The following is a 22,409-nucleotide window of genomic DNA, read 5'->3' as shown; positions in this document are numbered from 1 at the left end:
GGAAATCCAACGACGAAGCGTCCGCTTCTAGTTGGATTTATCTTTTTCCAAAGAGTTGTAGGCGTGTTCAATTCGTGTAACGGCAAGCACGATAGTTGTTTTCCTACACGAATTACTAACTCTTCGGGAGGATAGTATCGATCCTCCCTCATCCTGTCGCAATTCACTATGATACAAAGCACGCATCTGATGTTGACAAAAAGAGCCCTAGCCTTCTTTTTCATTTTACCAGCATCAAATGTTTTTAAAACTTTCACCTGAGGGTGGAAGTTTTTCTTCTCTTTGTTATAATGGATGCAAGGAGAAGATCATGACGAAAATTGCTTTGCTTTCAGATATTCATGGAAATACAACAGCTTTAGAAGCTGTTATAAAAGATAGCCAAACAGCCAAGGTGGATGAATATTGGCTCTTGGGAGATAGTTTAATGCCAGGGACAGGCAGACGTGCACTATTGGAGCTGTTAGAGGAGCTTCCTATTACGGTGAAAGTCTTGGGAAACTGGGAAGATAGCCTGTGGCGGGCTATGAAGGGGATGTTGGATGAGACTAGACCGAGTCATCGCTACCTCATGCGCCAGTGTCAATATATTCTCGAAGAAATCACGCCTCAAGAAATCGAAGCCATGCAGAAAATGCCCATGCAGGTCCATAGAGAAATTGCAGGCTTGAAAATCGGTATTAGTCATCACTTACCCGATAAGAATTGGGGACGCGAATTGATCCATATCGGGGATCAGAAGGATTTCGATCGCTTGGTGACAAATCCAGCCTGTGATATCGCAGTCTATGGCCACATCCATCAGCAATTTTTCCGTTATGGGACTGGCGGAGAACTAATCCTCAACCCTGGATCGATCGGTCAACCCTTCTTTTTAGAAAAGAATCTTCGCAAGGACCTTCGGGCTATGTATGCCATTCTCGAATTTGATCAAATGGGACTAAAAGATGTCGATTTCAGACGGGTGGACTATGATGTCAAAAAAGAACTCCAACTTGCTAAAGAACTCCATCTCCCTTATTATCAAGTGTATTACGAAAGTTTGATCAATGGAATTCATCATACCCACAATCATGAGCTGCTTCATGAAATTGAGCGGAGAGAAGGCCATGATCGAGAGATTAATGCTTGGTTAGAGGATTTCTTTCAATAGTGTAACTGTTGACATTACAACACAAAAGAGTATAATAGGGATAATAAGCATCATCTATTGAAAAATATCCAGTAGAAGAGACCTTCCAAACAGCCAGAAAGGAGTGAAGATATGCAAATTTCAAGTCGATTTACCATTGGAACCCATGTATTAGTGATGATTGCCCTAAAAGGAGACTGCACCAAGGTGACCAGTGATATGATTGCTGGCAGCGTTGGGGTAAACCCTGTCATTATTCGGAAAACCTTGTCTCAATTAAAAAAGGCAGGCCTCATCCATGTGGCGCGTGGAACAGGTGGGGCCGAGATGGCCAAAGAATTGGAAGCCATTAGTTTGTTAGATATCTATCAGGCGGTTGAATGTCTGGGGAAGACTGGTCAATTATTTGGCTTCCACGAGCATCCAAATCCAGCTTGTCCGATTGGAAATAGTATCCATGGTGTTTTAGATGGGAAGCTAGAAGAGATTCAATTGGCCATGGAAAAGGAAATGGCTCAGACCAGCCTCAAAGAAGTGGTGGAGCAAACCAAGAAACAAATGGAGCTAGCAACTGTTTCTTGATTTGAGTCTGTGAGAAACTCGATGTAAAAAAGCCGTTCAGTTTAGACTGAAAGGCTTTTTGTGTTCATGGAGTAAAATATCAACCATCCTACTAACTTTACTTCACTAAGGCTACAAAGCTAACTAGAATACAGGTTACTGCAAAAATCCATGTCCAGTAACGATTAGGGATGAACATGAAGGAAGATCGATCGCGCAAAGCTATGCGTTGCCCTGTTTCCTCATCAATCATATACCGAACTTGATCGGAAACAAATTTCTTTGTCAGTAAATAATTGATACCAGCTGAAAAGATTCCCATCATACATCCAAGTATGATACTATCAGCTCTATTTCTCACATTAAGATGAAGAGCCATAAAAATAATATTGGTTAGTGCCCCGCCCAGCATAAAAGCAAGGGGAACGAGCAAGCCTTTACCACGCCAAACAATCATACAACAATCTCCTTATTTTCTAACTTAATCAAAATACAGCAAGTCTTTGCTGGTTTCGGTAAAGAGGCCAAAGCCATCTTTTGTCACATAGCCACAGTCTTCAATTCGAACCCCGACTTTTCCAGGGATGTAGATCCCCGGTTCGACTGAGAAGCACATTCCTTCTTCGATGACCAGGTCATTTCCTTCCATGATAGAAGGGAATTCATGCACATCCATTCCAATGCCGTGTCCGAGGCGATGGTTGAAGTATTCGCCGTAACCAGCTTTTTCAATGACGCTCCGTGCAGCACGGTCTACTTCATGCGCCGTTACACCTGGTTTGATCATGTCAATGGCTGCTTGTTGAGCTTCTAATGTCAAGTGGTAGATTTCTTTTTTGAAGTCATCTGGTTTCCCAACAGCAACAGTACGAGTCATATCAGATGCATAACCATTCACCATACAGCCAAGGTCAAAGAGCAAGAGAGCATCGTTTTCGACCTTGTTGCTTCCAGGAATTCCGTGTGGGTTAGCTGCATTATTTCCAGTCAAGACCATCGTTTCAAAGCTCATTTCATAGCCCAAGCGTTTGATGCCAAAGTCGATTTCTGCAACGATATCAGTTTCTGTTTTATCCAGTGAGATGGCGTCAAAACCCATATTGACAGCCTTATCTGCGTATTGACCGGCAACCAACATCTTTTGGATCTCATCAGCTGATTTGATCAAGCGCATGCGGTTAATCCGTGGTGTTAAGTTAGTAAATTTCGCTTTTTCAAAGACAGTGCGCAAACCATTGTACTTGGTCAGAATCAAGTTATCATATTCAAGTGCAACAGTTTTGGCATCTGGTTTAGCGATAGCCCCTTTAATCTTTTCCCAAGGGTTTTCAGAATCCACATAGCCAACCACTTGGAAATCGACAACTGCAGTCGCCCGTTCCACTTCAAGTGCAGGTACGAAGAGAAGGGGTTCGTGGTCTGTATAGACGAACAAGAAGAGTTGGCGTTCGTGGGGATCACTGTAAAATCCAGTCAGGTAATTGATGGTGACAGGATCGGATACAACAGCGACATCTGTTTTTTCAGTTTCAAGAAAATCGACGATTTGATCTAATTTGGACATAATGCTACCTTCTTTCTATGGATCTATTTTGTCAAATTTTCCCTAAAAAAGCAAGAGTTTACAAAATTTTACCAAAATACTTGAAAGTGTTTACAATCCGTGATAAAATAGGATTAATTAGAGAATGAAAACGAAATTTTCAACAATGAAAGGAAATCTTATGAATACAGACGATACAGTAACGATTTATGATGTCGCCCGTGAAGCAGGGGTTTCAATGGCAACCGTTAGTCGTGTAGTGAATGGAAATAAGAACGTTAAAGAAAATACACGTAAAAAAGTTTTGGAAGTGATCGAACGCTTGGATTACCGTCCAAATGCTGTTGCGCGTGGTCTTGCCAGCAAGAAAACCACAACGGTCGGTGTTGTGATTCCAAACATTACCAACAGCTATTTCTCTACCTTGGCTAAAGGGATTGATGACATTGCGGAAATGTACAAGTACAACATCGTCCTTGCAAATAGCGATGAAGACGATGACAAAGAAGTTTCAGTAGTAAACAACCTCTTTTCAAAACAAGTGGATGGAATCATTTTCATGGGCTATCACTTGACAGAAAAGATTCGCTCAGAGTTTTCACGCTCTCGGACGCCAGTCGTCCTTGCTGGGACAGTCGATGTAGAACACCAATTACCAAGTGTCAATATCGACTACAAGCAAGCGACTGTTGATGCTGTTACACAATTGGCAAAACACAACAAGAAAATTGCTTTTGTAAGTGGCCCATTGGTGGATGATATCAATGGAAAAATCCGTTTGGCTGGCTATAAAGAAGCTTTAAAAACGAAAAAATTGAGCTACAGCGAAGGACTTGTCTTTGAATCGAAATACCGTTATGATGAAGGTTATAACTTGGCAGAACGCATCATTGCGTCAAAAGCAACAGCTGCTTTTGTGACAGGTGATGAATTGGCTGCAGGTCTCTTGAACGGCTTGTCTGATCACGGTATCAAAGTGCCAGAAGACTTTGAAATCATTACTAGTGATGATTCACAAGTAACACGTTACACGCGTCCAAATCTATCAACGATTGGCCAACCCTTGTATGACCTTGGTGCGATTAGTATGCGTATGTTGACCAAGATCATGCACAAAGAAGAGTTGGAAGAACGCGAAGTGTTGTTGTCTCATACGATCAACCAACGTGGAACGACGAAAAAATAAAGATTAGTAGACTAGAGTCTCGACTTGGGAAGACGTGTCTACTAGTCTGAGAGGTTAGAACAAAACTGTTCTAGCCTCTTTTTTATACTGCAAACAGGTAGAGACTTGCTGGGCACTCTTTATTTCGGTATAATAGAAGGTATGAAAGTTTTACTGTATTTAGAAGGAAAATCCGTATTACAAAAATCAGGAATTGGTCGAGCCTTGCAGCACCAAATGCATGCGCTTGATTTGGCTGGGATTCCGTATACGACAGATATTTTAGGGGATTATGATGTGGTGCATATCAATACCTATGGCCCACGGAGTTTCCTTTTGCTCCATGCAGCAAAGCGTCGTGGAAAGAAAGTCATCATGCATGGCCATTCAACCCGTGAGGATTTTGAAAATTCCTTTATCGGGTCTAACTTTTTTGCGCCCTTGTTTGGGAAGTATTTGGCTCACATGTACCAAAAGGCAGACTATGTGATCACGCCATCTGAGTATTCCAAACACCTGATTCAGTCTTATGGGGTGACAACTCCGATTATTGCGGTCTCCAATGGGATTGATTTGGAAAAATACAAGAAGGATCCGAAAAAAGAAGAAGTCTTTCGCAAGCATTTTAATATCCAAGAAGGCCAAAAAGTTGTTATCTGTGCGGGGCTGTATTTTAAACGCAAAGGGATTGAAGATTTCGTAGAAGTGGCCCGTCGCATGCCGGATGTGCGCTTTATTTGGCTTGGATCGATTAACAAATGGATCATTCCGCGTAAGATTCGTCGCATAGTGGAAAAGGATCATCCTAGTAATGTGGAATTCCCTGGCTATTTCAAGGGAGCGGTCTTCCAAGGGGCTATGACGGGTTCAGATGCTTTCTTCTTCCCATCTTATGAAGAAACGGAAGGAATCGTTGTTTTAGAAGCCTTGGCCAGTCATCAGCACACCGTCCTGCGAGATATCCCTGTCTACAATGGCTGGATTGACGAGACCTCATCTGAATTGTGCCACAATGTGGATGAATTTGTGGATTCCTTGAACAAGGTCCTAAATGGACAAGTCGACAAGCGGGAGGCCGGTTACAAGGTCGCTGAAAGTCGTTCGATCGACATAGTGGCTCATCAATTGGTTGAAGCCTATCAAACAGTTTTGGAGATGTAAGATGCGTGTAGGGTTATTCACAGATACCTATTTCCCACAAGTTTCGGGAGTGGCGACCAGTATTCGGACGCTCAAAACAGAATTAGAAAAATTGGGTCATACAGTTTTTATCTTTACGACAACAGATAAAGATGTGAACCGCTATGAGGATTGGCAGATCATTCGGATTCCGAGTGTGCCCTTCTTTGCCTTTAAGGACCGTCGGGTCGCTTATCGAGGCTTCTCAAAGGCGCTTGCCATTGCCAAGCAATACCAGTTGGATATCATCCACACTCAGACAGAGTTTTCACTGGGCCTTTTGGGAGTGTGGATTGGACGCGAGTTGCGGATTCCAGTCATTCATACCTACCATACCCAATATGAGGACTATGTGCGCTATATAGCAAGAGGCATGGTCATTCGTCCAAGTATGGTCAAGTACATTGTGAGAAGCTATATGAATGATCTGGACGGAGTGATCTGCCCAAGCGAGATCGTTTATGACTTGCTCCAGAAATACAAGGTAAAGGCAGAAAAACGTATTATTCCTACAGGGATTGATTTGGCCAAGTTTGACCGACCAGAAATTACCCCGACAGAGACTGCTGCTCTTCGTGAGAAGTATGAGGTAGCAGAAGATGAAACATTGTTATTGAGTCTTTCACGGGTCTCTTATGAAAAGAATATCCAAGCGGTTATTGCGGCTCTTCCGGATGTCCTCCAGGTCAATTCTAAAGTTAAGTTGATCGTGGCTGGGGATGGTCCTTATCTGGATGATTTGAAAAAACAAGCAACCAAGCTGGGTGTATCAGATGCGATCATCTTCACAGGTATGATACAACCAAATGAGACCGCTCTCTACTATAAGGCGGCTGACTTCTTTATTTCAGCTTCAACAAGTGAGACGCAAGGGCTGACCTATTTAGAGAGCATTGCTAGCGGTACGCCGATCATTGCTCATGGGAATCCTTATCTTGATCATGTGATTGACGACCCCATGTTTGGGAAGCTCTTTTATGAGGAGAGCGATCTAGCCCAAGCAATTCTTGAAGCGATTGACGAGATGCCTGCAATCGATGAGGATAAGTGGGCAGAAAAGATTGATGATATTTCTGCAGCAACCTTCGGCCGTCGAGTCTATGAATTTTATCTGGATAAAATCATCTCTAAAGACTTTTCGAATGACTTGAACCCAGAGCAAAGTCGGGTTAAGCGGATGTCCAAGACCATTGTAAAAATTCCGACCAAGGTCATTGCTCTTCCGGTAAATGGATCGGTCAAGATAATGAAGGCGTCTGTCAAACAGGTGAAGAAAATCCGTAAAATCACGCATTTCTTTGATTGAAAAAGAAACTTTCTCTTGCAAAATTTTTCAATCGTGCTATAATAACTGACAGAGACATATCAAATCTAGGAAATCTGATAGAGAGCGCGTGGAGCTGGAAATCGCGTAGAGGATAGGTTTGGGACTACTCGAGATACTTTTATGCAAACATAAAACGGTGGCCACGTTAGAGCCAATCAGAGGTGTCCCTCTTTTTTGAGGAACATAAATGAAGGTGGAACCACGTTGCGACGTCCTTTTTGGATGTCGCAATTTTTTTGTGAGGAGACTAACTATGGAGTTGCAAGAATTAGTGGAGCGCAGTTGGGCAATCCGACAAGCTTATCATGATCTGGAAGTTAAGCATCATGATTCCAAGTGGACGGTAGAAGAAGACCTCTTGGCTTTATCAAATGATATTGGAAATTTCCAACGATTAGTGATGACCAAGCAAGGACGCTACTATGATGAAACACCTTACACACTGGAACATAAACTTTCAGAAAATATCTGGTGGCTAGTAGAACTTTCTCAACGTTTGGAGATAGACATCCTGACGGAAATGGAAAACTTCCTCTCTGATAAAGAAAAGCAGTTGAACATTCATACTAGGAAGTAGTCTGCTAATAAAAAGTCAATGCATAGAAACTATGAAATATAAAAAAGGAGAATATAATATTATGATTAACATTACTTTCCCAGATGGCGCTGTTCGTGAATTCGAATCTGGCGTTACAACTTTTGACATTGCTCAATCCATCAGCAATTCCCTAGCTAAAAAAGCTCTTGCTGGTAAATTTAACGGTAAATTGATTGACACAACTCGTGCGATTACCGAAGACGGAAGCATTGAAATCGTGACACCAGATCACGAAGATGCTCTTGACATCTTGCGTCACTCAGCTGCCCACTTGTTCGCTCAGGCTGCTCGTCGCCTCTTCCCAGACATCCACTTGGGTGTTGGCCCAGCGATCGAAGATGGCTTCTACTACGATACAGACAACCAAGCGGGTCAAATCTCGAACGAAGACCTTCCTCGTATCGAAGAAGAAATGAAGAAAATCGTTAAAGAAAACTTCCCATCTATTCGTGAAGAAGTGACTAAAGATGAAGCGCGTGAAATCTTTAAAAACGATCCATACAAATTGGAATTGATCGAAGAACACTCTGAAGACGAAGGTGGCTTGACTATCTACCGTCAAGGTGAATACGTGGACCTCTGCCGTGGCCCACACGTCCCTTCAACTGGTCGTATCCAAATCTTCCACCTTTTGAATGTGGCAGGTGCTTACTGGCGTGGTAATAGCGACAATGCCATGATGCAACGAATTTACGGTACCGCTTGGTTCGACAAGAAAGACTTGAAGAACTACCTTCAAATGCGTGAAGAAGCTAAAGAGCGTGACCACCGTAAACTTGGGAAAGAGCTTGATTTGTTCATGATTTCTCAAGAAGTTGGTCAAGGTCTTCCATTCTGGTTGCCAAATGGGGCGACGATTCGTCGTGAATTGGAGCGCTACATCGTCGACAAGGAAATCGCTGCTGGTTACCAACACGTCTACACTCCACCAATTGCCTCAGTAGAACTTTACAAGACTTCTGGTCACTGGGATCACTACCGTGAAGATATGTTCCCAACTATGGATATGGGTGATGGGGAAGAATTCGTTCTTCGTCCAATGAACTGTCCTCACCATATCGAAGTCTTTAAACACCACGTTCACTCTTACCGTGAATTGCCAATCCGTATTGCTGAAATCGGTATGATGCACCGCTATGAAAAATCTGGTGCTCTCACTGGGCTTCAACGTGTACGTGAAATGTCACTTAATGATGGTCATACTTTCGTAACACCTGAACAAATCAAAGATGAGTTCCAACGTACGCTTCAATTGATTATCGATGTTTACGAAGATTTCAACTTGACTGACTATCGTTTCCGTTTGTCTTACCGCGACCCTAAAGATACTCACAAATATTTTGATAATGATGAAATGTGGGAAAATGCTCAACGTATGTTGAAATCAGCTATGGATGACATGGGACTTGACTACTTTGAAGCTGAAGGGGAAGCAGCCTTCTACGGACCAAAATTGGATATCCAGGTGAAGACTGCCCTTGGTAAAGAAGAAACTCTTTCTACGATCCAGCTTGACTTCTTGCTTCCAGAACGCTTCGACCTTAAATACATCGGAGCGGATGGAGAAGAGCACCGTCCAGTGATGATCCACCGTGGGGTGATTTCAACCATGGAACGCTTCACAGCTATCTTGATTGAGAACTACAAGGGGGCCTTCCCAACATGGCTGGCACCACACCAAGTAACTCTCATCCCAGTATCTAACGAGAAACACGTTGACTACGCTTGGGAGGTAGCGAAGAAACTCCGTGACCGTGGTGTCCGTGCTGATGTGGATGAACGTAATGAGAAAATGCAGTTCAAGATCCGTGCTTCACAAACAAGCAAGATTCCTTACCAATTGATCGTTGGGGACAAGGAAATGGAAGATGGAACTGTCAACGTTCGTCGCTATGGACAAAAAGAAACAAACACTGTGTCAGTAGATGAGTTTGTATCAGCTATCCTAGCTGATATCGCCAACAAATCTCGTGTTGAGAAATAAAACGATAAAACCTGGGATAAAAATTCCAGCTACCTAAAAAAGAGGTTGGGACAAAAGATCCCGACCTCACTTTTTATTAGCAATCAAACTTTGACGCGGTAGCTGATTGAACTTTTTGTTCGTCTTTTAGACTCCAAAAAGCTCCTAATCATCCTCGCGGGGCTGGGACTACGAAATCGAGACTTTGTCTATCGATTTCTGTCCCACCGCCTTTTTATATTTTATTTAACCTGAGCTAGTAGTGATTGGTCAAACCACTACAAATAGTATCCTCATTAACAATCCTTTTTATCCATTAACTTTTGGATATAGGATATCTTCCCAAGATTTGCTTCCATGAGTTAGATAAGTTGACTATTCTCAATCCTTGTCTGCCTCATTTTCTTTTACGAGATCGTTTTGTGAATCTTTTTCAGAGAGTTTTTGATCGATATACTTGTCAATGTTTTCGTAAAATTCCTTGGTCGTCTCACTATCTAATTTTGTCGAATTATGGACTTGATTGACTTTCAATTGAACAGATTGAATACCGTAAGAGGCTTGTTTTTGGCGAATGGTTTCTAATTCTTCTTCTGAAATCGGATCTCCAACAACCGTCAAGACCAATTCATTATTCCTTGACTTGTAGACTTGATTAATGACCGTATGATTGGCGAACTCTTTTCCTACAAACTGTTTGATCCCTTCTTTTCGCGCTTGATCCATCGTCAGAGTGACTGCTGAATAGCTGGCTGGAAGGATCAATAATACAATCAAGGATATCAACCCAATTTTCATTTTAATGTTTAGCTCATTGAATGAACTTAAGGGAGATTGTCTCATCATAATTCTTGTTCCAACAATATTGATTAGCATGATAAAGACACAGTTGATCAAGAAAAGATAGAGAGCCCCAAATAAAAATCGTACATTTCCATTAGCTAAACCATAGCCTGCAGTGCAGATAGGTGGCATCAGAGCTGTTGCAATGGCTACTCCTGGCACGATATTGTTTGCTTCTTTTTTTCTTGAACCAATGACACCTGCTATCCCACCCGCAATAGCAATGAGAACATCCCAAATGGTTGGAGAGGTTCGTGCAATCAATTCGCTACTTGCATAAGATAAGGGAGAAATCCAGAAATATAGAGTCGAGACAAGCAAACTGACCAATACTTGAGTAAATAAAACCCCTAGAGATTGCTTGATTAAACGCGTATCAAAAATAGCTAAACCAAACCCCAGTCCAATAATCGGTGTCATAAGAGGGGAAATCAGCATGGCTCCAATAATGACAGCTGTTGAATTCATATTTAGACCTATAGAGGCAATAAAAATCGAACACATCAAAATCAGTGTATCTCTTAATCGAACATGAAGGTCATCATATAGTTTCTCGCGGAATTCACGTGTTGAATAGTTTCCGGACATTGGTTACTCCTTTTATTTCATATAATCTTGTTTCTGCATGGATGATGGTAGAGAGACTTCTGTCCAAACTGACATGTTTTTAATTCTTACCTGTGATCCTTTTGAACATTATCTTTTAAATATCCATCAGTCCATCCTACGTATTATATCAAAAATTTTACAGTCTTTCTCTGAAGAAATCTATCAATTGAACAGATTTAATGTTTAAACATGATGAGTTTGTAGCAGCAATCCTAGCTGATATCGCCAACAAATCCCGAGTTGAGAAATAATGAAAAAATAAAAAGATTGAGGATAAAACAATCTAAAAAACCTTCCTTATGTGAGTAAGAACGTCAGCGAACTTCTATGAAGTTCCAAAACTCCCGAGTGAGAGTGGGTCAGAAGTCCTAGCCTCTCAATTGTCTTTGGATTATCGAGCAAGACGCAGTGGTTGAGTGGGCTCTACTAGGCTGATTTCATCAGCTTTTACAGCCCTACTCAACTGTGCGGAGGTGGGACGACGAAATCGAATTCTAACGAATTACCGATTTCTGTCCCACTCTCATTTTTCTCACGACGGAAAGTTTTTAATAAATGATTCATTCCTTCTAGCAAGTAGGAAATTAACTTTTTTTAGAATCACTCAAGTGATTTTATCTTCTACATATCATTCGTTTTTTCTGAGACTGAGATTTTAACATCTCGGTCTTTTTTACCCTTTCTTATTGGAAAGTTCAGCAATTGAGGCTCCACATTTCTTCATAAGTTTGATATAATAAGAAGATAGAGATTGATTAGGAAAAGAAGCATTAGAAACAGGTATGTAAGATGAAAAAAATATTAGTCGTTGATGATGAAAAGCCGATCTCAGATATTATCAAATTTAATATGGCCAAAGAAGGCTATGAGGTTTTAACGGCCTTTGATGGTCGGGAAGCTTTAGAAGTTTTTGCGGCTGAAAATCCGGATATTATTATTCTAGATTTGATGTTGCCAGAGATTGATGGTTTGGAAGTAGCGCGTACCATTCGGAAGACCAGTAATGTGCCGATTATTGTCCTATCTGCTAAAGATACGGAATTTGATAAGGTCATCGGTCTTGAAATTGGTGCGGATGACTATGTGACCAAACCCTTCTCTAATCGAGAATTGCAAGCACGTGTCAAGGCCTTGTTGCGTCGTTCCGAGTTTGCAGCGGATCCTCAGCTTGAAAATGAGGCCGATACAGAGATTGTAATTGGAGATCTCCACATTCTCCCAGATGCTTTCTTGGTTCAAAAAGGCAATAAAGAATTAGATTTGACCCATCGTGAGTTTGAGTTGCTCTATCACCTTGCGACCCATGTGGGTCAGGTTATGACTCGTGAGCACCTTCTGGAAACAGTATGGGGCTATGATTACTTTGGAGATGTTCGGACAGTGGATGTGACGGTTCGTCGTTTGCGTGAAAAAATTGAAGACACACCGGGACGTCCGGAATATATCTTAACCCGCCGTGGTGTCGGATATTATATGAGAAACAATGATTGATCTAATAAAACATTTTGTCATGTCGTCGAACTTTGTCTTTGTTCTGATTACGGTTGGGTTTATCATTGTGGTGGCCTTGCTTCTTCTAGAGAACCGTAGGGACAATATCAAGCTCAGACAACTAAACACGAAAATTAAGGATCTGATTGCTGGGGATTACTCTGAAGTGGTCGACATGCAAGGAAGCCCCGAGCTGACCGATATGACCAATAGTATCAATGATCTGTCCGAGGTTATTCGTCTGACGCATGAAAACCTGGAGCAGGAAACCAAGCGGCTGACCAGTATTCTAGCCTATATGACAGATGGAGTGCTTGCGACCAATAGACGGGGTCAGATCATCATGGTCAATGAAATGGCAGCCAAGCAATTGAATGTCAATCCGGACGAGGTTCTCAACACCAGTATTCTTGATTTGCTTTCGATCGGAGACGACTATGATCTGAGGAAGTTGATTACGGAAGTCCCAGAGTTGACGATTGACTCTCAGGATGAAAATGGGGAATACATTAGTCTTCGAGTGCGCTTTGCCTTGATCCGTCGCGAATCTGGCTTTATCTCTGGATTGGTAGCTGTCTTGCATGATACGACAGAGCAGGAAAAGGAAGAGCGGGAACGCCGTCTCTTTGTCTCGAATGTGAGTCATGAATTGCGGACACCCTTGACCAGTGTAAAATCCTATCTGGAGGCCTTGGACGATGGCGCTTTGTCAGAGCCGGTAGCACCAGACTTTGTCAAGGTTTCGCTCAATGAAACCAACCGGATGATGCGTATGGTCACAGATCTGTTGAGTTTGTCACGAATCGATAATGAAACTAGTCAGTTGGACATTGAGTTGACCAACTTTACAGCTTTTATTACCTTTATTTTAAACCGGTTTGATAAGATCAAGAGCCAATCGCAAGAAGGTTCCAAGAAGTATGAACTGATCCGTGAATATCCAATCACCCCGATTTGGGTTGAAATTGATACGGATAAAATGACCCAGGTAATCGACAATATCTTGAACAATGCCATCAAATACTCACCTGATGGTGGGAAAATCAAGGTAAGGATGAAAACAACAGATGCCCAATTAATCATTTCCATCTCAGATGAGGGCTTGGGGATTCCCAAGAAAGACCTGCCACGCATTTTTGATCGCTTTTATCGAGTGGATAAGGCGCGTAGCCGGGCCCAAGGTGGGACTGGTCTGGGCTTAGCCATTGCTAAGGAGATCATTAAGCAACATAAGGGCTTTATTTGGGCCAAGAGTGAATATGGCAAGGGGTCTACCTTTACCATTGTCTTGCCATACGACAAGGACGCTATTAAAGACGACTGGGACACAGAAGAGGAAGAATAAGGAGTCAATGACAGAAAAGGGATTTAAGTATAGTATTTTAGCTTCAGGCTCTAGTGGAAATTCTTTCTACCTTGAGACACCAAAGAAAAAGTTGCTCATTGATGCAGGGCTCTCAGGGAAAAAGATTACTGGGCTATTGGCCGAAATCGATCGCAAACCAGAAGACTTAGATGCCATTTTGATTACGCACGAACACTCAGACCATATTCATGGTGTGGGTGTTTTAGCGCGGAAATATGGCATGGATCTTTATGCTAATGAAGCCACTTGGAAGGCTATGGAAACGACCAAGTATCTAGGAAAGGTCGATGATGCTCAAAAGCATATCTTTGAAATGGGGAAGACCAAGACATTTGGAGATATCGATATCGAAAGTTTTGGGGTTAGTCACGATGCTGCAGCCCCTCAATTTTATCGCTTTATGAAGGATGGCAAAAGCTTTGTCATGCTAACGGATACGGGCTATGTGAGCGATCGTTTAGCAGGAATCGTCGCGGATGCGGATGGCTATTTGATTGAGTCCAACCATGATGTAGAGATTCTTCGAGCAGGTTCGTATGCTTGGCGTTTGAAGCAACGGATCTTGTCTGACCTAGGCCACCTTTCTAACGAAGATGGGGCAGATGCCATGATCCGAACCTTGGGAAATCGTACCAAGAAGATTTATCTGGGCCATTTGTCAAAAGAGAACAATATCAAAGAATTGGCCCATATGACCATGGAGAACCAACTGGCCAGAGCAGATCTAGCAGTCGGTCATGATTTTGAGGTGCTGGATACATCACCAGACACCGCGACCCCTTTGACGAAGATATAAGATGGAGAAAAGCGACTGTTATCTTATTAGTTTAAATATAGATGTAGGGCTTTTTCTTTTTTGTTATACTGAAAAGGTTCGAAAAATGTATTGTGTAAAGGAGAAGAAAATGCGCCTTGTTTATCTTACGATTGGTTTTATATCATTGGGACTAGGAATTATTGGTATTCCTTTGCCAATTTTACCGACGACCCCCTTTTTATTGCTGTCCATGGCTTGCTTTGCCAAAAGTTCCAAACGCTTTGAAAAGTGGCTCTACCAAACCAAACTTTATCAGACCTATGTAGCGGATTACCGAGAGACCAAATCGATTGCTAAAGAACGGAAGAAATGGATCCTTCTTCAGATCTACATTCTGATGGGCATTTCCATCTATCTGGCACCGATTATTTGGGTGAAGCTTGCTCTAGGTGCTTTGACGATTTTTATCACCTATTATCTCTTAAAGGTGATTCCCAATAAGCCTGAAAATCCAACAGAAGAAAATCCTGATTAAAATTGGAGAAATCAGGCCCTAGAACTAGGAAAAGAAGTGGGTTCGTGCTTCTTTTTTTGCTATAAAAGGAAAAACCCTTGTGTATCAAGGATTTTCGTGCATTGATTACGTTTTTGACTACGCTTCAAGGAATTTTAATAAGAGATCTGCAACATCTGACCGCTGTTTATCATTTAAGTGTGTGTACATATCTAGTGTTGTTTGGATATTTGAGTGACCTAATCTATCTGATATTGTTTTAGGTTCTATGCCAGCTTCAAAGAGTAGACTTGCGTGCGTGTGTCTCAGACTATGCACGCTGAATTGTTTCAGTTTGTGTTTACCAAGAAAACATCGCAGTTCGTCCCGAAAGTGGGCAAAGTCGAAGTAGTTGCCCTTGGTATTCGTGATGACGATATTTTTAGACTTGATACCATGTTTAAAAAATAGTTTCTTCTGTTCTAATTTCCATTCTTTGAGTATCTGTACCGTACTATCATCTAGTGAGATTGTACGTGCGCTACGTTTGGTTTTTGGCGACTGAGTAGACAACTTCCCATTGATTGTGACAAGTGTCTTGCTGACTGATATCGTCTTGTTTTTAAAATCAATATCAGACCATTCAAGGCCCAGCAATTCCCCTCGTCTTAATCCAGTATAGGCCAGTGTATGCCATGCAGTATATAATATAGGCCGTGCATCTTTCTTTGATAGCGTGAGAAATTTGTTTAATTCTTTTTTGGTTAATGCTACTTTTTTTTTCCTTGGTTTCTGCTGCTTTGGTCGTATGATCCTATCAACTGGATTGGTCTAGATAATATCGAGATGCACAGCGTACTTAAATATCCTGTTAATGATCGACAGATAGTTTAAGTAAGTCACGTATTTCTTGCTTAATTCAATTACGATCTTTTGCATCATAGCCACGGACACGCTCTCTATTCGAATATCCTTAAAATGATGCTCTATGATAGCGTTGAGATAATTCTTTGTATTTTGGTATGTCGTAGGCTTTACAGTTGTTTCATAGCTTTCCAACCAGAGATCAGCCATCTCTTTAAATATCGGTTTGCTGGAGTGATCTGTAAATCCATTTTCTTCGATTGATAGCAGTAGCTCACGTTCTGCTTTCTTTGCGTCCTTTTGCGTTTTAAAACCTCTACGGGTCGTGCGTTTTTGCTTGCCAGTAAACGGGTCTACTCCAAAATATGCTATAATATATAATATCTTTCCTATCTAGCGTCCCATTTTTCGGGGCGGTTTTTTTGTTTTATATTCAACTTGCTTTTGTTGGCGGTGTGGAGATTTTTAAAAAATAAGAGCCCTACTCATAAGAGTAAGGCTAGAATTGTCCTCTTAGGATAGCATCATATATTTTGTCGTCAAGCGACCTTATGATATAATTCTAACCCTAAATAAAGGGAAGGTCAAGAAAAAAAGCCTATCTTTTATTTTGTCATATTCCTTTACTAATCAACTTGATTTTGTTAAAATCGAATTAAAATAAAGGGGAGGAATCAATATGAAAATCATTCAAATCCTTTTGGGATATCTATTGTTGTTTTCCTTTTTTTCTCTCATTTTTTTCTTTTTAGACAAGCGTATAATTTTAATTACTTTTTTGATTTTTATTTTAGTGATAAAAATTATCCCTCATCCTGATTCCCATTGGAATCTGTTTGCATTTGGAATTCGTTTTCGTAAGAAACACTAGGTGAGTCGACGCTGATATCAAAAGCCCTTACCTCTCTTAAAGATTCCAATTCTTGACGGGCTTTCTCTTTTTCTATTTCTCGTTGTATATCTTTCAATTCGGAATCTTTTTCCATTGTCTCAACTTCTACAGCCAATTTGCGTTCTTCCAAACTGGCTGTTTTTCTTTGGTGTAAGTAAGGAAGGAGTCCCTTTACTTTAATACCCATGATATCAATATCTCCAAACAAGAGACCTAGTCCAATTAAACCTGAGTTCAGCATCCAATGATTGTCTGATATGAATTGGCCGATCGATTGCAAAGTTATTATTCCGGGGCTCTCTACGTTTGATGTAGCAATAATTTCTTCATCAATTTCAGAGTTTTTATACTTATCGATGATAGAATATAGATTTTTCCACATACTTGATGTGATAGGATCCTTGGTGTTAACCCTCAACCAAAGGTGTAATTTCCCATCTTTGAAGTAGAGTGGCGATATTAGACCATCAATATATTTAGATAGATCAGTAATATTAAAGATAGTGTGATGGACGGTCAGTGTACTATATAAAAAATTGGAGTTTACTTTACTACGAGGAACCTCGTTAATCCAGTTTACATTTCTACGTTTGATATCTGTAGATTTCTCATAACCGTGGTTTAAAGTTAGTTTTTCATCTGCTATATCTTTTTCATAAACGTCACTTGTAATCTGTCCAATTAAGAAATAATTCGACTTAAATGATGGAACGATTACATAATCCCCGATACTCATATCTTCCACAAAACTGTAGAGCCGTTTAGCAGTAAACGTGATTTGGTGTTTTGAAAGTTCTTCATCATGATACACGTTCGTAATTTGCTGCTTATAGTGTTCTATTGTTTTTTCTGCTGTTAAAAGCAAATTTGTTGTTTGCAGATCCGCTAAGGTGACTTGATTGTGATGAATAGAGATAAAATGATTGTACTTAAAGTCGTCATAGTACTTTCCACCATCAGCTCGGACAAGCCAATATTTTGCACGATTGTTAAATTGATAGATTTCAAATTGATTTTTATGAGACATTATTAATCCTCTTTGCTGTTTATATAACCATCATCGTTTCGTTTGCGGTTGCCAATCATTTTATTTAAGTAACTTTATAAAATCATTTTCGGTCATGATTTCAATATCATGTCCTTTTTCAAGTAATGATTGTGCTTTTTTCATCTTACTGCTTAGACCATCTAAACCGACTACACGCCAATCTTGTTCACCGACAACTAGAATATTCGTATGATTAGTGACACCTTTTTCTGGGATTCCACCAACAAGTGCAACCGCCTTATTGGCTTCTTTTCTTGTCATTCTTTCTAATTTTCCAGTAAAGCAAAAGTATAATCCGTAAAAGTAGTGATCTGGATCCATTGCAGCCTTTTCTTCTTCTGTAGGAGTGTAGATAAGATTATCTTTGTACTTGGCATCTTTTTTTCTCTTAAAGCCATATTGTCCAAGTAGACCTGTCTTATCATAACGATACTCTTTTAAAAAGTCGCTGAGGTCAGAAAATGAGTTAGATGATAGTAGATGATTTAGAATTAAACCACTAGCTTTTGCATCGGATAAAGCGTTGTGATGATCTAATTGAATGTTTAATGTTTTAGAAAGATTTTTTAACTTATAATTTAATTGCCCTGGCATAGCAACCTTTGCAAGCCTATACGAACAAATATACCTTATATCGTCATAATCTAATTGATATTTATGGTAAACATCATTCAAAGCTCCCATATCAAACTGTGCAAAGTGGGCTACAACTATATCAGAACCAATAAAATCAACGATCGCTTTTCTTACTTCTGGGAATGTAGGTGAATCAAGAACATCTTCAGGAGTAATGCCATGGATGAAAATATTGAAATCATCAAATTCTTCTTCGGGATTGATTAAAGTGTAAAAAGTATCAACAATATTCCCATCTTTAAATTTTACTAATCCGATAGAACAAACACTACCACGAAAGTCATTCGCAGTTTCAACATCTAAAGCAACATATGAATAAGTCATAACAATCTCCTTGGTACTCATTAAATTATTATCTTCAGCATGACAATCATTTTTTTAGTGATGATTGTTATTTTTCTTCACTATACACATCTACAACTTTGCCGATGATCCTAAAATCACTGTCCGAATTGATCGGTCTATCTTTGTATTTCTTATTAAAACTTCTCAGATAGGCCTTATCTTTCTCTATTATGAGTTGTTTGATATAGGCTTCACCTTCGTAGTCAAATACTCCAACCGTGCCACTTGGAAGTTCTACTGTCAATTTAACAAAAACATAATCCCCAGATTTATAATCTGGCTCCATCGAATCTCGGTAAATCGGACAAACAAAATCAGCATCTACCTTCACAGGCAATTGAATTGTCTCTATCTGTACCTCATTTAGATATTGTCCTGTACCAGCAGATACAGGCTGGTCGTAGTAGTTATATGCCACGTATTCTACAACTACCTCGTGTACTTCCGTGGCTTTTTGCTCTACTAGTTGACTTTTGGCAAAATTAAGCACATTTTTCTGGTATGGATCTGGTTTCAATTCCGAAACCAGTTTGTCAATCTTTTGAGCGATCTCACTTTTTGAAGTAGTAGCTGCAGTATTCAGCCTTGGGTCAATTTGCTCAACAGGAACTTTGAAAAAATCAGCCAATTTCTTGCTATTGGTTTTAGAAGGTAATCTCTTACCTGAAAAATATTGACTCAAAGTGCTTTGAGATATTCCAGACTCTTTGACAATATCTTGTTGAGTTAATTCCTTTTCATTTTTTAATCTATTCAATTCATCGGCTATTTTTAAGCGCATCTCTAACTCCATTGGAGTTAATTTATCTCTTCCTACCATGATGTTTCTTCCTATATTCTTTTAATGAGATTGTATCACAATTTTATATAAAACAAAAGAAAGGAAGGACAGTATGCTGAACCGAAGGCAAAAGAAAAAAGACCCTTGGTTGACACAACCAAGAGCCACAGTCATATCGGCGATCATAGCACTAATCGCCGTGATACTTCAACTCTTATTTAAATAAGAGCTACGCACGAAGTTGTAGGAGGGGCGCAAGCCCCAACCCTACGACCTAAGTTTAGCATACTGTCCAGAGAAAAGCAATGGACGACAAAAAATGGGAAATTGGCGGTTTGATCGCAGTAGGAGCGATTATTGTAATTGTAATTTTAAATTTAATTAAGTAGGAGGCATAGAATAATGGCAGACGAACTAGAAAAAGCAGCCCTCGATGAAATTCTGAGAACTGCTCTGTTTATTGTCACAAGATTAGATGAATTAGAAGCTAAGATCGATCAGAATTTACAAAATCATGAGATTCTTGAACAACGATCTGATATTCAATAAATCTAATAGTTGCTTTAAGTGTTTTCTTGAGATCTTGGACATCCTTGTCTTGGTGAATTCGCATATAATGTGTTTCATCATTGCCAAGCCAGGAACAAGATCTAGCAAGTGCAACAAGCGTAGGATCTTGGATGTATTCAGAAATAAGTGAACCAAGTTTGTGATTTGATTTGATATGATCCTTTCTGTCTGGATGCAGAAATATCAGAAAGTCTTTTATAATAAACTCAAAGGCTTTTCTGAGACCGATTCCGACAAGTGTATCATACCCATCAATTTCAGCTTTAAGCGATTGAATGTAAGTTCTGGCTCCTTGTGGTGAAAGTTCAACGATTTCTTTTGGAAGATCACTCGGTATTTCTTTATAGAAATTAATATCCTTCTCCCACAATTCGTGGTAGTCGGAACTGTAGTCGTATGAATCAACCCAGCATGTCTTACAAGCATTACAAAATAATGTCAAATAGACAATGTGTTGATTGCCGTCTTTGTAAAAACTTGAATTTTTCAATACGGCTTCAATGGCTCGTCCACAATTTGGGCAAATATCAGTCACATCAACATCGACACGAGAACTAGAATAATTATCGTAAGATACACTAAGTTGCATAACGACTAACCTCATTCATTTTTGTTTTAATTATACCAAATAACGATAGGGAATTAAATAACAACGAGGTGAGAAAATGAAACCAAAACGATATCCGTATAGTGGAAAAAGAAAAAAGCAATCCGATGAACAGATTGCTAAATTAAAAAGACATGTTGAGGTAAATATCACTGACATATCATTTTTAAAACATGCTATTCAAACTTTAAAAATCCATCAGAATCATCAATAACTTTGTAACCTTGTGCAATTGCTTCTTCGATAATTTCGGATTTAGACATCTTGTAATCAGATAGTTGGATTACTGCACTAGGGTTATCAGTTGATGACTCTGTAAAGTTAGATAATAGAATGCTATCAAGATCTGACCAAGTAAGTTTTTTAACATGATGGTTTGGTTTTCTGCTAAGTTTACTCATATAGCTCTCCTCCTTTCCATTAAAATCTTGACTAAAACGGTGAGAGGTCTCAGTCAAGATACATTATAATGTAAAAGCTTTTATTTGTCAATATATAGTGATAGAAAGGATTAAATATGTTGCGCATACACAACATATAGTGTTTAAAATGTGGGAAAAGATTGAACAACAATCAAAATCAAGGGACTGGTCGGTGTATCGACTAGCTAAAAAGTCAGGTATTTCTCAATCGAATTTTTCCAACTTAAAGGCTGGAAAATTGAAAGAGATGTCTTGGACGAATATGTGCAAATTAGCTGATGCACTAGAGGTCAGTTTGTACGAATTTAGATAGGAGGTGAAAATTACATGGCTAATGCAAATGTTGATGTTGTATATAAAATTTATGCAAATAATATTAATGATACTATCGACGCAAAAAATAAAATCATCGCCAACACGCTTGACGATGAAAAAGTACGTATCAATATTAAAACAAGTGGAGATGTTTGAACTGTAGTTCGTTATGACAATGGAACTAAAATTAGCGAAACGCACGTAACAGCGCCATTGTAGATTGTCTTATAGTGCTTGGAATTTCATCTGTTTTGTTAGATTCATTTAGAGTGTATGACATAGTCAAACCTATATTTGTATCCAGTGTAAAAGTATCTTGGTATACTTTCCTATTGTTATCTCTGTATGAAATCGTGATTTTCGATGATCCTTTAAAATCATCTTCAATATTAGAAGTGAATTTTTGACCAGGAGCGATCATATTTCCGACAAGAGATTTAAAATTATGCTGATTATAGATACCTAGATCTCCATTGACGGTTATGCCAGTAATATATGCAGGCGTCTTACCAAAATTTTTAATAACATAAACTCTTTGTCGGTCCTTTATTTCAAATAAATCGACAAAGACATTTACATATGGCCTAGCCATATCTTCCTCGGCTCGTTTTGTGCGATGAAGGGATACAATATTAAAAAAGAAGCCTACTAGAGCAATAACTACAGTTGTATACAATGTCCATGCTTGGACTTCAAGTTCAGTAAAAGGCATATCAAGCCCTCCTTTCTGAAATCATTATACCAGAAAGGAGTAAAAGAATAAGGAGGTGAATAGATAGAACCTACCATAAGAAATGAGTGTTAGGTTGGTAGGATATAGAAATGTAATAGTTGAAGAAACTTATAATTCATGGAGCAAATTTACAAAACGTGATATTCAACTAATTGGATCGATATCCAAA

24 protein-coding genes are annotated in these 22,409 nt (G+C 39.7%); 13 read left to right on the top strand and 11 right to left on the bottom strand.

Annotated elements, in window-relative coordinates; genetic code table 11:
* Positions 1-310: 310 nt before the first annotated feature.
* Positions 311-1,153, top strand: coding sequence for a metallophosphoesterase family protein (locus QM830_RS05360; protein ID WP_414325891.1), 843 nt, complete (start codon positions 311-313; stop codon positions 1,151-1,153).
* A 111-nt stretch (positions 1,154-1,264) separates the two neighbouring features.
* A complete protein-coding gene (locus QM830_RS05355) occupies positions 1,265-1,714 on the top strand; it encodes an Rrf2 family transcriptional regulator (protein ID WP_123160487.1) in 450 nt (149 codons plus the stop codon).
* A gap of 97 nt (positions 1,715-1,811) precedes the next feature.
* Here the strand turns inward: QM830_RS05355 and QM830_RS05350 are convergent, their stop codons facing one another.
* Both QM830_RS05350 and QM830_RS05345 read right to left on the bottom strand, forming a co-directional pair.
* Positions 1,812-2,150, bottom strand: a complete 339-nt coding sequence (locus tag QM830_RS05350) for a hypothetical protein (protein ID WP_009731427.1) — start codon at positions 2,148-2,150, stop codon at positions 1,812-1,814.
* Positions 2,151-2,174: 24 nt separating this feature from the next.
* Complete coding sequence (locus QM830_RS05345) at positions 2,175-3,257, bottom strand: M24 family metallopeptidase (protein ID WP_414325890.1); 1,083 nt, start codon at positions 3,255-3,257, stop codon at positions 2,175-2,177.
* Between the two features lie 160 nt (positions 3,258-3,417).
* Between QM830_RS05345 and ccpA the strand changes: the two genes are divergently transcribed.
* From ccpA to thrS, 5 genes are all read left to right on the top strand, one after another.
* Positions 3,418-4,422: a catabolite control protein A gene (ccpA, locus tag QM830_RS05340; protein ID WP_414325889.1), complete on the top strand. Its 1,005-nt coding sequence runs from the start codon at positions 3,418-3,420 to the stop codon at positions 4,420-4,422.
* 141 nt (positions 4,423-4,563) lie between these two features.
* On the top strand, positions 4,564-5,562 hold the full coding sequence (locus QM830_RS05335; protein ID WP_414325888.1) for a glycosyltransferase family 4 protein: 999 nt from the start codon (positions 4,564-4,566) through the stop codon (positions 5,560-5,562).
* A gap of 1 nt (position 5,563) precedes the next feature.
* Positions 5,564-6,886: a glycosyltransferase family 4 protein gene (locus QM830_RS05330; protein WP_414325887.1), complete on the top strand. Its 1,323-nt coding sequence runs from the start codon at positions 5,564-5,566 to the stop codon at positions 6,884-6,886.
* A gap of 274 nt (positions 6,887-7,160) precedes the next feature.
* Positions 7,161-7,484 (top strand): hypothetical protein, encoded by a 324-nt coding sequence (locus tag QM830_RS05325; protein WP_009731422.1) that lies wholly within the window; start codon positions 7,161-7,163, stop codon positions 7,482-7,484.
* A 61-nt stretch (positions 7,485-7,545) separates the two neighbouring features.
* The gene (gene thrS, locus QM830_RS05320; protein ID WP_414325886.1) at positions 7,546-9,489 is read left to right on the top strand and encodes a threonine--tRNA ligase; all 1,944 of its coding nucleotides are present in this window, start codon (positions 7,546-7,548) and stop codon (positions 9,487-9,489) included.
* 360 nt (positions 9,490-9,849) lie between these two features.
* Here the strand turns inward: thrS and QM830_RS05315 are convergent, their stop codons facing one another.
* Entirely contained in the window at positions 9,850-10,899 is a 1,050-nt protein-coding gene (locus tag QM830_RS05315) for a DUF389 domain-containing protein (protein ID WP_414325885.1), read from the bottom strand.
* Between the two features lie 810 nt (positions 10,900-11,709).
* Between QM830_RS05315 and yycF the strand changes: the two genes are divergently transcribed.
* From yycF to QM830_RS05295, 4 genes are all read left to right on the top strand, one after another.
* The gene (gene yycF / locus QM830_RS05310; RefSeq protein WP_003008151.1) at positions 11,710-12,411 is read left to right on the top strand and encodes a response regulator YycF; all 702 of its coding nucleotides are present in this window, start codon (positions 11,710-11,712) and stop codon (positions 12,409-12,411) included.
* The gene (gene vicK / locus QM830_RS05305) at positions 12,404-13,756 is read left to right on the top strand and encodes a cell wall metabolism sensor histidine kinase VicK (protein WP_414325884.1); all 1,353 of its coding nucleotides are present in this window, start codon (positions 12,404-12,406) and stop codon (positions 13,754-13,756) included. The genes yycF and vicK overlap by 8 nt, the downstream gene beginning before the upstream one ends.
* Positions 13,757-13,763: 7 nt before the next feature.
* Positions 13,764-14,573 (top strand): MBL fold metallo-hydrolase, encoded by an 810-nt coding sequence (locus QM830_RS05300; RefSeq protein WP_414325883.1) that lies wholly within the window; start codon positions 13,764-13,766, stop codon positions 14,571-14,573.
* Positions 14,574-14,682: 109 nt separating this feature from the next.
* Positions 14,683-15,069 carry a YbaN family protein gene (locus QM830_RS05295; protein ID WP_414325882.1) on the top strand — a complete coding sequence of 129 codons (387 nt, stop codon included), beginning with the start codon at positions 14,683-14,685 and terminating at the stop codon, positions 15,067-15,069.
* A 117-nt stretch (positions 15,070-15,186) separates the two neighbouring features.
* On the opposite strand, the gene QM830_RS05290 is transcribed toward QM830_RS05295, so the two are convergent.
* From QM830_RS05290 to QM830_RS05260, 7 genes are all read right to left on the bottom strand, one after another.
* Positions 15,187-15,837 (bottom strand): site-specific integrase, encoded by a 651-nt coding sequence (locus tag QM830_RS05290; RefSeq protein WP_414326069.1) that lies wholly within the window; start codon positions 15,835-15,837, stop codon positions 15,187-15,189.
* A 21-nt stretch (positions 15,838-15,858) separates the two neighbouring features.
* On the bottom strand, positions 15,859-16,263 hold the full coding sequence (locus tag QM830_RS05285; RefSeq protein ID WP_414326067.1) for an Arm DNA-binding domain-containing protein: 405 nt from the start codon (positions 16,261-16,263) through the stop codon (positions 15,859-15,861).
* Between the two features lie 431 nt (positions 16,264-16,694).
* Positions 16,695-17,810: a hypothetical protein gene (locus tag QM830_RS05280; RefSeq protein WP_414325881.1), complete on the bottom strand. Its 1,116-nt coding sequence runs from the start codon at positions 17,808-17,810 to the stop codon at positions 16,695-16,697.
* Between the two features lie 60 nt (positions 17,811-17,870).
* Positions 17,871-18,791, bottom strand: coding sequence for an exonuclease domain-containing protein (locus QM830_RS05275; protein WP_414325880.1), 921 nt, complete (start codon positions 18,789-18,791; stop codon positions 17,871-17,873).
* A gap of 67 nt (positions 18,792-18,858) precedes the next feature.
* Positions 18,859-19,632 carry a S24 family peptidase gene (locus QM830_RS05270; RefSeq protein ID WP_414325879.1) on the bottom strand — a complete coding sequence of 258 codons (774 nt, stop codon included), beginning with the start codon at positions 19,630-19,632 and terminating at the stop codon, positions 18,859-18,861.
* A 448-nt stretch (positions 19,633-20,080) separates the two neighbouring features.
* Entirely contained in the window at positions 20,081-20,752 is a 672-nt protein-coding gene (locus QM830_RS05265) for a hypothetical protein (RefSeq protein WP_414325878.1), read from the bottom strand.
* A gap of 194 nt (positions 20,753-20,946) precedes the next feature.
* A complete protein-coding gene (locus QM830_RS05260; RefSeq protein ID WP_414325877.1) occupies positions 20,947-21,171 on the bottom strand; it encodes a hypothetical protein in 225 nt (74 codons plus the stop codon).
* Between the two features lie 148 nt (positions 21,172-21,319).
* Here QM830_RS05260 and QM830_RS05255 point away from each other — a divergent pair, with 148 nt between their 5' ends.
* Together QM830_RS05255 and QM830_RS05250 are read left to right on the top strand one after the other, a co-directional pair.
* Positions 21,320-21,505 (top strand): helix-turn-helix domain-containing protein, encoded by a 186-nt coding sequence (locus QM830_RS05255; protein WP_414325876.1) that lies wholly within the window; start codon positions 21,320-21,322, stop codon positions 21,503-21,505.
* Between the two features lie 14 nt (positions 21,506-21,519).
* Positions 21,520-21,663, top strand: coding sequence for a hypothetical protein (locus QM830_RS05250; protein ID WP_414325875.1), 144 nt, complete (start codon positions 21,520-21,522; stop codon positions 21,661-21,663).
* 31 nt (positions 21,664-21,694) lie between these two features.
* On the opposite strand, the gene QM830_RS05245 is transcribed toward QM830_RS05250, so the two are convergent.
* Positions 21,695-22,219 carry a hypothetical protein gene (locus QM830_RS05245; protein ID WP_414325874.1) on the bottom strand — a complete coding sequence of 175 codons (525 nt, stop codon included), beginning with the start codon at positions 22,217-22,219 and terminating at the stop codon, positions 21,695-21,697.
* Positions 22,220-22,409 lie beyond the last annotated feature (190 nt).

It is taken from the genome of Streptococcus sp. OMI750, assembly GCF_047463895.1.
In the GTDB taxonomy this organism is placed as follows: domain Bacteria; phylum Bacillota; class Bacilli; order Lactobacillales; family Streptococcaceae; genus Streptococcus.
This window is presented reverse-complemented; position numbering and strand designations above follow the sequence as displayed.